The organism is Robertmurraya kyonggiensis (genome assembly GCF_005116465.1).
In the GTDB taxonomy this organism is placed as follows: domain Bacteria; phylum Bacillota; class Bacilli; order Bacillales; family Cytobacillaceae; genus Robertmurraya; species Robertmurraya kyonggiensis.
Genome location: NZ_SWBM01000001.1, coordinates 116,643 through 129,255, shown reverse-complemented (window position 1 = coordinate 129,255; position 12,613 = coordinate 116,643). Strand labels below are relative to the sequence as shown.

The window sequence follows — 12,613 nt, the reverse complement described above, 5'->3', positions numbered from 1 at the left end:
CAGCCTTTTCTTTGGCTTATCAATCATCAATGTCCTTATCAAATACAAGGACATACGTTTTTCGATCGTTTTCGTAGGTAACCGCAACTGATATAACGGTTTGAGCTACATCACCAATGGCTACAGTAGCACTATTTGTTGTTTCGATACCATCAATCGTCAACTCTGCATCATTTTCCTCAGGATTTCCTTCAATTGTTACACTAGTAACATCAGTATCTACTGCAATATGATAGGTGTACTCTTCTGAAGTAAAAGAATTGTCCCAAGTCCCATCTGATATTGTTAAATTGCTTAGGTTTGCTTTTGTCTGTTCTTCCACTTCTGTGCCAAAGCTACCTGACATAGTAGGCATTGTCCTATTATTTTGTGATTGTTGGGGCGAATCAAGACGATCTGTTTGATTACTATTGTCCGGGTTTTGTATCGGTGTCTTCTCCTCATTAACTTTGGAATCCGGATTTTGTTTCTGCCCCTCTATATCTTTATCATTGGAATTGTTTTTTTCTTCTGCTCTATTAATTGTAATTTGATATGTTCTCTCTGCACCATCTTCTGCCGTTACGACAATGCTTACAACAGAGTTACCGACTGGAAGCTCCATTGTATACCCTTTTTCACCAATGACATCCCCATTAATTTTTGCAGTAGATGTCTCAGCAGCTACTTTTGGTTTGATTGTGATGTTACTAATCTTGGAATCTACGTTTACATTATAATGAGTAACAGCCGGTTCAAACGCAAGCTCTCCGCTAGATAACATTATGTTCGCTAATTGGTTGTTATCATTTGGTGCCCGAATAACTGTTAAGGTATAAGTGCTAGTTTCGGTACCATTGGTTACCACAATGTGAAAAATATTCTCTCCTGTTTCTAGAGGGAGAACCGTTTCGACTCCACTTTCTACTATCTCCCCATTAATGGTTACAGATGATGTCTCATCCTTCGTTTCGAGTCTTAAACTCATACGTTCAACTTCATTTGACACATTTGCCGTGTACGAACTCACATCAGATGAAAAAGTTTGATTCAACTGAAATTCTGAAATGGTTAATGACTTTAGTTGAACGGTGTTTTCAACTAAGGATATTTCTTCCGCACTTGAATGAAGGAGCGGATATGGATAAATATTTGCGAATAGAATAATGGTTCCAACGGTAATGACTTTTGCCCTTTTCTTTAATTTCATATTGAGTCATCTCCCCCGATTTATACCTCTGGAGTTTTATCGTGTTTTCTCATTAATACGGATAACACAATCCAAGCAACAACCAATAAAAGAGATAACCCATCCAAGATGACACCTACTACTCCATTTTCAAGGTTTCTTAAAAAGGAAGTAGAGCCAGACAGTCTTTCAAAATTCCCGTTAAGGTTCGTCATCTCTCCATTTTGTGGAAATTGTGGTTGCTCTGTATTTGCAACTGTTCCTGAAGTATCTCCAGTAGTGCCTTCCTGGTTCATTTGAGGCGGCATGCCACCACCATTCATTCTTTCCATTCTACCTTGAAAATTTTGTTGACCTCCTGTTTGGGTGTAATTAATAATTCCAACAGTTGATTGCACGATAAGAAATGCCAACGCTAAAATACCAACCCATTTTTTTGCTTTTTTCAAATCAATCTCTCCCAACATTTTTAATTGAAGCTAACCATCTAAGCATTCGTCAGATGGTTAGCCATACATTGTATTATTCCTGCCTTAAAGCAAGGATTGGATCCAGCTTCGAAGCTTTATTGGCAGGGAACACGCCAAAGATAATTCCAATAGCACATGAAAATAAAAAGGAGAATAAGGCAACGTTCAATGAATACGAAATCGTCATACTAGCGAATACCTCAAGCCCCTTTGATACACCGTATCCTAGAAGAATTCCGATTAAGCCACCAATCATACTTAATACGACAGCTTCAATAAGGAACTGTAACAATATGGACTTTCTTTTCGCACCAATGGCTTTGCGAATTCCAATTTCCTTAGTACGTTCTGATACCGATACAAGCATAATGTTCATAACACCTATTCCGCCGACAAGTAAGGAAATACTCGCAATTCCTCCTAGCATGAGTGTCATCGTATCAGACACAGAACTCATCGTCTCCATTAAATCTTCTTGGCTAGAAATAGAGTAAGCATCACTCATATTTGGAAATAAAGTTGTCATGACTCCTTGAACCTGTAATTTCGCAAAATTGACAGAATCGCTATTTTCCGCGTTCAAATAAACAGTCCCAATAGTTGTATCCTGAATTAATCTTTGGGTAGTAGATAGTGGTGCAATAATGACACTATCTCCACTTGAACCTAGTGAACTACCTATCGACTGTAATACACCGACCACTTTATAAGAGACTCCATTTATTTTGACGCTTTCATCAAGAGGATTTGCTCTAGGAAATAAAGTGTCTGCTGTGTCAGCACCTAGCACAACAACTTTTTGTCTTAATTCATCATCCATGTCTGATAAAAAGCGACCTTGACTTAGTGACAATCCCCTTACAGATAGGTAGGAGGAAGTAGTCCCAGTAATCGAAACCTGGGCAGAGTTTTCACCATATTTCGCCAACACTCTTCCAGAAACAATTGGTGCCACTTCTGCAATTGTATTTAATTCCTCAAATCGCCCTAGGTCATCTTCTTCCAGTTGTACAGAGTCCGTATCTGTTACACTGAGTGTTAATAGATTTGTTCCAAGGCTTCCGATTTCGTCTGTAACAGATTTTGAGGAACCTTGTCCGACTCCGACCAATGTAATGACTGATGCAACCCCAATAATAATCCCAAGCATTGTTAGGAAAGAGCGAAGTTTATTGTTTCTGATACTCTTTAAGGCCATCTTGATAGATTCTATTAGGTTCAAACCAGTCACCTCCATTTTCATACAATTGTCCATCATGGATTCGTACAATCCGCTTTGCTTGTTTTGCTACTTCTAAGTCATGGGTAATCAGAACAATGATATGTCCTTTTTCGTTTAATTGTTTCAGTAGTTGTAGCACATCATTACTAGTCTTACTATCCAATGCTCCTGTAGGTTCATCAGCAAGAAGGACTGTTGGATCCCCTGCAAGCGCTCTTGCGATAGCAACCCTCTGCTGTTGTCCACCTGAGAGTTGAGTAGGTAAATGGCCCCATCGGTCTTCCAATCCTACTAATTTCAGACAGGATAAGGCTTTTTCTTTCCGATCCTTTGCACTCAATCCCCTATATATAAGCGGAAGTTCCACATTTTCAAGAGCTGTTAGTTTGTTTAAAAGGTTAAAGTTTTGAAAAATAAATCCTATTTTTACATTACGAATCGTTGCTAGCTCATTATCATTCATTTTGGCAACATTCTTACCTTCGATTAGATATTCTCCAGAGTCAGGTTTGTCGAGACAACCAATCATGTTCATGAACGTAGATTTTCCTGAGCCGGATGGGCCAATGATGGAGATAAAATCCCCATCATTGATATGCAACGAGACATCCTCTAGGGCATGAATCGTTTCCCCACCTAGTTCATAGGTTTTTGTTAGATTTTTTATTTCAATCACTGGTTGGGTCATTATTGATTCCCCCTGCCTGCACCGCCAGAGAATCCTTGTCCTCCAGTGCCACCACTAGGGAGGCCTTGAATAACTTGTCCTCCTCCAGCACCCGGGAAGCCTTGTCCTCCATTACCACGCATATATCCTTGAGCTTGGTTATTGGAATTAATGGTCACTGCGAGCTGAACAAGTTGCCCTTCCGATAATCCAGAAACAATTTCGATGTTTTGATCATCGTTAATTCCTGTCTCGACAACTTGCTGTGTTGTAGCCTCTGAATTATCACTTGTTTCCTGGACAATGACATATTTTTCATCCCCATTCACGCGAACAGATTCAATCGGAACATACAGAACACCCTCTTTGCTTTCTGTTGTGATGGTTACTTCAGTTGACATTCCAATTAATAAGTCTTTTGGGTCCTTAAGCTGTACATTCACAATAAAGCTAGATACTCCATTAGTTGATGTTCCCTCCTTCGAAACGGCAGTGACCGTTCCTTCGAACGTTTCGTCTGGGAAAGCATCAGCCGTAATTTCAGCAGTTTGTCCTTCTTTGATACTTGAGATATCAAGCTCATCCACACTAATGGTAGTTTGTAGTGTTTCATAATCTGTTATATGGCCAACCACTTGACTTAGCTGAACTCGACTTCCATCTTCAATATCTAGTGAGGTAATCGTACCAGCATGCGGAGCAGTAATCGGGTCACTTCCATCTGTAAAAGTAACTAGTTCGTCTCCTTCTTCTACCACGTCATTCACTCCGACTAAAACCTCATCGACAATGCCTTCTGATTCCGAAGAAATATCTGAACTGTTAATAGATGAGACCGAGCCTGAACCGCTAACCTGAACTTTTATGTCTCCTTTTTGAACAGTGGTCGTCATAACTTGCTGTTCTTCTAAAGGAGCAGCTGTTTTTTTACTTTGATAAAACCAAAGGCTCCCACCCACGATAACGACCAAGATGACGCCAATCCAAATCCATTTTTTCATTGTTTTTCCTCCTATAAAAATCAAAAAATTAAGTATTAGACCTTTTTTTAGGGCGAAGCTATGCCGAAATTGTCGGTTAGCTCGCCCCGCCCGCATCCATCGGTATCCTAATGTTTAAGAACTGTTCTTTCCGTTCTGACCTCCAATTTTTCATTCCTAGCTTTCTTCCAATACTGAAACAAGGGTACTCTTCCCCTCCAACGATCAACTCGTTGGAATATTGCTTGTCAACTTAACTTTCACCTTTTTCACTTCACTGCCACTATAAATCTTCAATTCCACCTCATCACCAACGTTGAGTTCAGTATAAAGATATTTTCGTAGATCGTTTGTCGTTGTAACCTCTTGATCATTGATGGCCACAATGACATCCTGGACACTAATCCCAGCCTGACCAGCAGCTGAATTAGGATCCACATACGTAACCACTGCTCCACCTTTTACATCCTGTGGAAGGCTCTGTAGATACTGTTGTGGGATTTCTTCAAGACTTGCAAGACTAACTCCTAAATAAGGTCTACTAATCTTTCCTGTTTGAATGATTTCATTGACAATCGGTACAACATCATTACTTGGGATGGCAAACCCTAATCCTTCCACCCCACTCTCGGAAATTTTCAAACTATTAATCCCGATGACTTGTCCTTGTGTGTTCATAAGTGCTCCACCGCTATTTCCTGGGTTAATCGCGGCATCAGTCTGAATGACATTTAATTCCCATTCTCCAGCAGACGTGGAAACAGCAATGTCTCGATCGACTGCACTGATAATTCCTTGAGTAACTGTGCGTGAGAATTCAAGTCCAAGAGGATTTCCGATTGCTAGAACCTGTTCCCCTGCTCTTAAAGAAGACGAATCTCCAAACTCAAGAACTGTGTCTGCATATTTCGAATCAATTTTTAAAACAGCCAAGTCCGTTAGCGCATCCGCTCCTATTAATTCAGCCGTCGTTTTTTCCCCAGTATGCAGAGAAATCTCAATTTCTGAAGCTCCCTCAATTACGTGATTATTTGTCACAATATAAGCTTCATTACCGGACTTCTTAAAAATCACCCCTGAGCCTGAGCCACTCTCAACTGCCTCAGTAGATCTTGAAAATGGGTTGCTCTGCTGTTGCATGTTCACAATCCCAACAATGGCTGCAGATGATTTTTCTACGATATCTGCAATTGAATTACCACTATTTGATGTAGAAGTAGAAGTTGGAACAATATTAACTTCTTTCTCTTTGTTCGTTGCTACTTCCTCCTGTGCTTGGACTGGTTCATATAGCTTTTGAAATACGTCAGTATGAGGGACAACCGTCATCGTTAATACGGAACCAACCACACCAGCAGCGACCATTCCTGAAAAACTTTTTATAAAATTTCTAGGCTTAGATTTTTTTGTAAGCATTTCTTCTTGAACTTGTTCTTGAACTTCCTCGTGAACTTGTTCTTCAATTTTTTCTAAATCTGACATTGTTACTTTCCTCCTCGTGTTCCTTATGTTCTAATCCTATCCAACAAATGTGAACAAAAAATGACTAAACCTTTAAGAAGGTTAGAACAATTAGGGAAGAATCGTTAAAAAATTGATTTACATGTTTCTAATTTTTCTTCAATCCAAAATAAAGCTCCCTGGACAATTCATTTATCCAGGGAGCTTCTCATATCTATCCACTTTTATAATTGCTAGATTTTCCTTACCTTAATATTTTCAACCTGATGATTAATGCCTTTTTCGATAATAATATCGGCTCGAAATTTGGTTGGTAGGATGTTATTTTCTAGATTTACTTTATTTATTCGATTCCAAATATCAGTTGCAATTTCCTCTGCTTCGTTATCAGATAGTCCTGCAAATCGATGAAAATATGATTCAGGTTGAGCAAATGCCGTTTCTTTTAAAACTTTAAATCTTTCTAAATACCATTTTAAAATATGATTTTCTTCTGCATCCACATATATCGAAATATCAAAGAAATCCGATACAAATCGACTTGGAATACTATCCCCTACTTGTTTTGGAGTTTGCAAAACATTTATACCTTCAACAATGATAATATCTGGCTGACAAACATCAATGTATTCGTTTGGAATAATGTCATAGTGGAGATGGGAATATACAGGTGCTTGGACACGTGGATTTCCAGACTTAATTTCAGTTAGAAATTCAATTAACCCCTTTAAATCATAACTCTCCGGAAACCCTTTTTTGTCAGATAGACCCTTTTCCTTGAGCACATCATTTGAAAATAAAAATCCATCTGTAGTGACGATTTCTACTTTCGGTTTTTCCGGTAAATTAGAAAGTAATGATTGAAGGATCCGTGATGTGGTACTTTTTCCGACCGCTACACTTCCCGCAACTCCGATAATAAATGGTAAGTTCTTTGTATCTTTCTTCAAAAATTGATTTCTAACCTTATGTAATTGTTTCATTGCTTGGATATTGAACGACAAATACTGAATAAGTGGTAAATAGATTTTATTAATTTCCTCATTCGTCAGGTTTCCGATTGTCCCCTGTAGTTTCTTAATTTCTGATTTTGTTAATTGAAACGCTGGACTGGAATGCAAAGTTGCCCATTCATCTCTTGATAAAGATATGTAGGTAGAATGTTGTTCAGTGGTCATATATAAACTCCTGACGGCATGATTTGATCTAGCTTCTCCAAAAATTATGCACTTTCATATTAAAAATATCCAGTATTATTCATTCATTCCAATATTAAAAGACCAAATCTGCTACGATTTGGTCTACTAGTTGCTATTCGTTTTTCTCATATGGAATGTGAATGATAAATTTCGTTCCTTTTCCTTTTTCACTAAACACTTCAATCGTACCATTGTGTAGATTAATTAATTGCTTCACAATCGATAAGCCCAAACCAAACTCTCCATAAGGGTTGTTCGTCCTTGAGATGTCAGCTTTATAGAAACGATGCCAAATTTTTTCAACCTCTGCTGAATCAATGCCAATCCCAGTATCTTCAATTTCAATCACTGTTTGATTACTCTCCGCTCTACCTCTCAACCAGATGGTTCCATCGTCTGTGAATTGAATGCTATTTTTCGTGATGTTAATCAATATTTGAATAAGTCTATCATAGTCAGCAAAAACAAAGACATCTTCATCCACATCAACTTCAAGCCGATCATTCTTTTCATCAGCCTGCAAATATAGCTGTTCTTGAATAATCTCAAAAACATCTGACAACTGAATATCTTCTTTTCTCAATGTAATTTGATTTGATCTGATTTTGTCATAATCAAGATTTTCATTGACAAGGCGAATGAGACGTTTCGTTTCCTGGCTAACAAGATTAATGCCTTTTTCTTTTTCCTCGTCAGCAATCATGCCATTTTTCAAACCTTCAACCACACCACTAATAGTGGTTAATGGTGTTCTTAATTCATGTGACACATCTGACATGAAATTCCTCCGTCGATTTTCAAGACTCTCGATTTCTTCTGCGCTCTCATTCAGTTTTTTCACCATATGGTTAAAATCCTTAGCTAGTTCCCCGATCTCATCGAAATCGGAAGGCGGCAATTTCACTGAATAATCACCTGCAGATACCAAGGAGGTTGCTTCTTGTATTTTCTTAATTCGATTCACGTGGAATTTTGATAAAATCCAACTCGGAAGTATAGAGATCACAAATGCTAATAACACAGTTAAAAGCAAATATTGATTAATTTTCGTGATCATTTCTCTCGAACCACTTATGGGCGCCGTTAAAAATATTCCGCCGACCAAAGTATCTTGAACAATATAGGGCATCGCAACAAACGTAACATCCTGATCAGAATGCTTCATTCTATTTTTTACGACCACTGTTTTCCCCTTGGCAATATCAGCCAATGCCTCGTCTGCCAGCTTAATATCCTGAGCATAAGGTCCAGCTGGATAAATAATATTTCCCTGCTCATCAAAAAGATTGAAGCTGATGTTTCTTCCATTTAAGACTGTCCCATATTGATTGAGAACACGAACAGATGGTGTTGCACTGGTTGCAATATCTTCAAGTATATTTTCTCCATAGGACTTGAGTTCATCGACCTTATTTTGATAGACGAGCCCCTCTACATAATGGGCAAAAACCAAACTAAGGATCAAAAATGCCACCAAAAGGACACTCATATGACTAAGCAATTGTTGATGTAAATATTTAATCTTCACTCGCTTGGAACGTTTCATCAAATTTATATCCTACTCCCCACACAGTATGAAAGAAAGGCTGGTTGTCTGTGCCGATTTTTTTTCGAAGGCGTTTGATATGAACATCCACTGTACGTTCATCCCCATAAAATTGATAGCCCCATACCCTGTCCAAAAGTTGTTCACGGGTAAACACTTGTTTTGGATGCTGTGCAAAATAGTAGAGGAGTTCAAATTCCTTTGGCGTCAAATTCGTCACAGCTTCACCATTTAGATAGACTTCTCGCTTTTCTTTACTTATTTTGAAAAATTGTGTTTCTAAAAGACCTTTCTCAGCCTTTTCTTGAGAACTCCCCTTTAGACGACGTGTAATGGCTTTAATTCTTGCCATTAATGCAAGTGGACTGAAGGGTTTTGTCACATAATCATCGGCTCCCATTTCAAGACCAAGCACTTGATCTGATTCACTATCCTTTGCTGTCAGCATTATAATTGGAATGGAGTCCCCTTCTTCCCTGATCTTTCGGCAAATGGCCACTCCGTCCATTCCAGGTAACATCCAGTCAATAATTAACAGATCCCACTGGCCCTCTTTATAGCGATTAAATCCTTGAATTCCATCATGTACATATTCACCATTGATTTGTTCCTTTGAAAAAAACATCTCAATCATCGAACAAACACTTTCATTATCTTCTATAACAAGAACATTCATTATGTTCACTCCTAATTTAAACTCTTAAAAATAACATAAGGCGAAATGCAGGATTAATCAACACTTCGGGATTTATTTCTTACATTTTTCATCGTTTGTTAATACTTTGATCACATTTGGATTACATAAGACCCCCATAATATTCACTATTGAATCGAAGTATATAGTGAATATTTACAGATACATGTTTATAATTTAAAAAAATGGATACATAGATATATAACACATAGACTATATATCCAGGAGGATTATGATATGGTTAAAACAGACATCGATAAACTGCTAGAAGCGACAGAAGATCTTGATAAGGATATCAAACACCTTGTCCTACGCCATATTGAAATCGATTGGTTATTGGAAAAAACACAGGATTGGTGAACAGCAAATTCCGTTTTACGTTAGACTATAAAGAACAACTTAAATAACAGCTCAAAAATAAATAGCAAGAAAAGACCGACTTATAAGAAAGTCAGTTTTTTCTTGCTTATTTTTTGTAATCCCCTGAACCGAAACCGAAAGTCGAGAGTTCTATAGCCCGGAACTTCCCCTTTTTGTTAAAAAGTCAAAGTCGCAACCTTTATCGGCTTGCATCACATGCTCCTGGAATAACCTTGTATATCCTCTTTCAGCTAGATTGTTAGGTACCTTCCAGTCAACACGTCTTTTCTCTAACTCCTCTTCTGAAACGAGTAGCTCTAATCTTCCTGCTTCTACATCTAATTCAATCATGTCTCCATTTTGGACGAGTGCAAGCGTACCACCAATTGCAGCCTCCGGGGAGATATGTAAAACAATCGTACCAAAAGCAGTTCCGCTCATGCGACAGTCTGAGATCCGCACCATGTCACGGACACCCTTTTTCAAAAGCTTGTCTGGAATTGGAATCATTCCCGCTTCTGGCATTCCTGGTGCTCCAACAGGCCCAGCATTCTGCAAAACAAGTATATCCTCTTCATGAACATCTAAATCTGGGTCTGCAATACGAGTTTCAAGGTCGGCAATCGAAGTAAAAACAACCGCTCTTCCCCGATGTTTTAATAAGTGTTGTGAAGCTGCCTTCGGTTTAATGACTGCCCCATTTTCTGCAAGATTCCCTTTAACGACAGCCAAGCCTCCACCTTTATACAGAGGTTGTGCAGCAGGATATATAATATCTCGGTAGACATCTTCAACCTTAATCCCTTGCAAATTCTCCCCGATTGTTTTCTCGGTTACGGTAATTTCTTCAAGATGTAGCAACTCTTCTAGTTCCTTCATTACTGCAGGAATCCCGCCAGCACGGTACAAATCCTCCATTTGATACTTTCCGGCTGGCCTCAGGTTTGCAATAAACGGAGTCGTTTTTCCAAGTTCATCAAACAATTCCAAAGAAAGTTCGATTCCAAGTCTCCCAGCAATCGCAGTTAAATGAATAACAGCATTCGTAGAACCTCCAATAGCCATCAAAACTCTTATGGCATTTTCGAAGGCATTTCTTGTCATAATCTTAGAAGGTGTTAGGCCACTCTCTACTAATTTGACTATCTGCTGTCCTGTTTTTTGAGCTATATGCAATCGTTTATTTTCTGTAGCTGGAATTGCTGCACCGCCAGGAAGCATAATCCCAAGTGCTTCCGCGCATGCGGCCATCGTACTTGCACTTCCCATGACCATACAATGTCCTGCTGTAGGAGCTAAAGCAGCATTAATTTCATCGAGCTCTACTTCATCAATTGTCCCTGCACGAAATTCCTGCCAAAAATAGCGGCAATCTGAGCAGGCACCAAGTGTTCTTCCCTTGTATTCACCATTGGCCATTGGACCACCTGTAATCATGATTGTTGGAATATCACTACTTGCAGCACCCATTAGCTGGGCAGGAGTCATTTTGTCACAGCCTCCGATTAGGACAACACCTTCTAATGGCTGTGCCTTAATCATTTCCTCCGTATCCATCGCAGCGAGATTTCGATATAACATTGTTGTCGGACTTGTAAAAATCTCACCTAAAGAGATTGTCGGAAATACTAATGGAATGCCTCCTTGCATTAAAACCCCACGTTTAATTGCTTCTATAATAGGACCAAAATGCGAATGACATCGATTAATATCACTTTCTGTATTAACAATACCAATCAAAGGTTTTTCATAATCACTGACATCATGGCCTAGATGCCGAGCAAATGCCCGGCGTATAAACTGACTAAAGCCTGCATCACCATAAGAAGTTAGCTTATCCTTTTTTTCCATTTCTAACCTCCTAGTTGGAACACTTCAGGATTAATGACGTTAGGTGGCACTTTTCCTTCTAACCCTAACCGAATATTTTCTGACGCTAGACTAGCCATTTTATCACGTGTTTCCTTTGTTGCTGAGCCAATATGAGGAACGGTTACGACATTTTCAAATGAAAGAAGTGGATGGTCAGGTTCGATTGGTTCTTTCGAATATACATCTAGAGCCGCTCCACGTATTAACTTCTGCTGAAGAGCTTGGACTAAATCAGCTTCCTTCACTGTTTCTCCTCTTGAGCTATTTATAAAAATGGCTGTTTTTTTCATCAAGGAAAATTCATGTAGGCCAATCATGCCTCTTGTCTCTTCTGTTAATGGTGTCATAAGGACAACAAAATCGGAACGTGTCAAAAGTTCATCCAACTGGCAATACGTTGCATCATATTTTTGTTCAGCTTCTTTTTTACGTGTACGATTGTAATAAAGAACGTCCATATCAAAGCCAAAGTGAGCCCGTTTAGCAATTGCTTCTCCAATTCTTCCCATTCCGATAATCCCAATCGTTTTATGATGAACTTCAATGCCAAAATGCTCTTCGGTAATGGTGGCTTTCCACTTTCCTTGTTTCACAAAACGATCGAGTTCTGCAATCCGCCTTGCTGCTGCCAATAGTATTCCAAACATCGTATCCGCTGTTGTATCTGTTAGGACATCGGGTGTATTCGTGGCCATTATTCTTCTTTTAGTAAGTAACTCGATATCTAAATTGTTATATCCTACGGATATATTAGAAATAATTTTGACTCTAGGTGCTTTTTCTAAGAGATTGATATTTGCCATTTTTGGACCTAAAATACCATCTGCCTCCAAAAGCTTCTCTACGAAAATGGGATTCTCCAGTTCCTCGCCATTTGGATAATAGGAAACATGAAATTGACTTTCGAGCTCATTCAAAATAGATTCAGGTACTCTTTTACAGATTACAAGATTTTTAGTCAACGTTAGGAAACC

General features: G+C 38.8%; 12 protein-coding genes. 1 reads left to right on the top strand and 11 read right to left on the bottom strand.

The genetic code is table 11. From position 1 onward, the window contains the following. Window positions 1-19: 19 nt before the first annotated feature. The 9 genes from FA727_RS00720 to FA727_RS00680 form a co-directional block, all read right to left on the bottom strand. The gene (locus tag FA727_RS00720; protein WP_136828831.1) at window positions 20-1,189 is read right to left on the bottom strand and encodes a cadherin-like beta sandwich domain-containing protein; all 1,170 of its coding nucleotides are present in this window, start codon (window positions 1,187-1,189) and stop codon (window positions 20-22) included. Window positions 1,190-1,209: 20 nt separating this feature from the next. Further along, window positions 1,210-1,617, bottom strand: coding sequence for a hypothetical protein (locus FA727_RS00715; protein ID WP_136828830.1), 408 nt, complete (start codon window positions 1,615-1,617; stop codon window positions 1,210-1,212). Window positions 1,618-1,690: 73 nt separating this feature from the next. Then, the gene (locus FA727_RS00710; RefSeq protein WP_306461667.1) at window positions 1,691-2,869 is read right to left on the bottom strand and encodes an ABC transporter permease; all 1,179 of its coding nucleotides are present in this window, start codon (window positions 2,867-2,869) and stop codon (window positions 1,691-1,693) included. Beyond that, a complete protein-coding gene (locus FA727_RS00705) occupies window positions 2,808-3,548 on the bottom strand; it encodes an ABC transporter ATP-binding protein (protein ID WP_136828829.1) in 741 nt (246 codons plus the stop codon). The genes FA727_RS00710 and FA727_RS00705 overlap by 62 nt, the downstream gene beginning before the upstream one ends. Further along, window positions 3,548-4,528: an efflux RND transporter periplasmic adaptor subunit gene (locus tag FA727_RS00700; protein ID WP_158318774.1), complete on the bottom strand. Its 981-nt coding sequence runs from the start codon at window positions 4,526-4,528 to the stop codon at window positions 3,548-3,550. The genes FA727_RS00705 and FA727_RS00700 overlap by 1 nt, the downstream gene beginning before the upstream one ends. A gap of 204 nt (window positions 4,529-4,732) precedes the next feature. Then, window positions 4,733-5,989 carry a S1C family serine protease gene (locus FA727_RS00695; protein WP_306461645.1) on the bottom strand — a complete coding sequence of 419 codons (1,257 nt, stop codon included), beginning with the start codon at window positions 5,987-5,989 and terminating at the stop codon, window positions 4,733-4,735. A 212-nt stretch (window positions 5,990-6,201) separates the two neighbouring features. After that, window positions 6,202-7,146, bottom strand: coding sequence for a type I pantothenate kinase (coaA, locus tag FA727_RS00690; RefSeq protein WP_136828827.1), 945 nt, complete (start codon window positions 7,144-7,146; stop codon window positions 6,202-6,204). Window positions 7,147-7,279: 133 nt separating this feature from the next. Further along, window positions 7,280-8,695, bottom strand: coding sequence for a sensor histidine kinase (locus tag FA727_RS00685; protein WP_136830972.1), 1,416 nt, complete (start codon window positions 8,693-8,695; stop codon window positions 7,280-7,282). Beyond that, window positions 8,685-9,389, bottom strand: a complete 705-nt coding sequence (locus FA727_RS00680) for a response regulator transcription factor (RefSeq protein WP_136828826.1) — start codon at window positions 9,387-9,389, stop codon at window positions 8,685-8,687. Before FA727_RS00680 ends, FA727_RS00685 begins: the two co-directional genes overlap by 11 nt. Window positions 9,390-9,644: 255 nt before the next feature. On the opposite strand from FA727_RS00680, the gene FA727_RS24870 reads away from it, so the two are divergent. Next, on the top strand, window positions 9,645-9,767 hold the full coding sequence (locus FA727_RS24870) for a hypothetical protein (RefSeq protein WP_281280827.1): 123 nt from the start codon (window positions 9,645-9,647) through the stop codon (window positions 9,765-9,767). Window positions 9,768-9,917: 150 nt separating this feature from the next. Here the strand turns inward: FA727_RS24870 and FA727_RS00675 are convergent, their stop codons facing one another. Next, window positions 9,918-11,618: a dihydroxy-acid dehydratase gene (locus FA727_RS00675; RefSeq protein WP_136828825.1), complete on the bottom strand. Its 1,701-nt coding sequence runs from the start codon at window positions 11,616-11,618 to the stop codon at window positions 9,918-9,920. Between the two features lie 2 nt (window positions 11,619-11,620). Beyond that, window positions 11,621-12,601: a 2-hydroxyacid dehydrogenase gene (locus FA727_RS00670; protein WP_136828824.1), complete on the bottom strand. Its 981-nt coding sequence runs from the start codon at window positions 12,599-12,601 to the stop codon at window positions 11,621-11,623. Window positions 12,602-12,613 lie beyond the last annotated feature (12 nt).

Excerpts from the sequence above, each read along its gene's own strand:
- FA727_RS00720 (WP_136828831.1), bottom strand. The coding sequence starts at position 1,189 with ATGAAATTAAAGAAAAGGGCAAAAGTCATTACCGTTGGAACCATTATT.
- FA727_RS00705 (WP_136828829.1), bottom strand. The coding sequence starts at position 3,548 with ATGACCCAACCAGTGATTGAAATAAAAAATCTAACAAAAACCTATGAA.
- FA727_RS00700 (WP_158318774.1), bottom strand. The coding sequence starts at position 4,528 with ATGAAAAAATGGATTTGGATTGGCGTCATCTTGGTCGTTATCGTGGGT.
- FA727_RS00695 (WP_306461645.1), bottom strand. The coding sequence starts at position 5,989 with ATGTCAGATTTAGAAAAAATTGAAGAACAAGTTCACGAGGAAGTTCAA.
- coaA (WP_136828827.1), bottom strand. The coding sequence starts at position 7,146 with ATGACCACTGAACAACATTCTACCTACATATCTTTATCAAGAGATGAA.
- FA727_RS00680 (WP_136828826.1), bottom strand. The coding sequence starts at position 9,389 with ATGAATGTTCTTGTTATAGAAGATAATGAAAGTGTTTGTTCGATGATT.
- FA727_RS24870 (WP_281280827.1), top strand. The coding sequence starts at position 9,645 with ATGGTTAAAACAGACATCGATAAACTGCTAGAAGCGACAGAAGATCTT.
- FA727_RS00675 (WP_136828825.1), bottom strand. The coding sequence starts at position 11,618 with ATGGAAAAAAAGGATAAGCTAACTTCTTATGGTGATGCAGGCTTTAGT.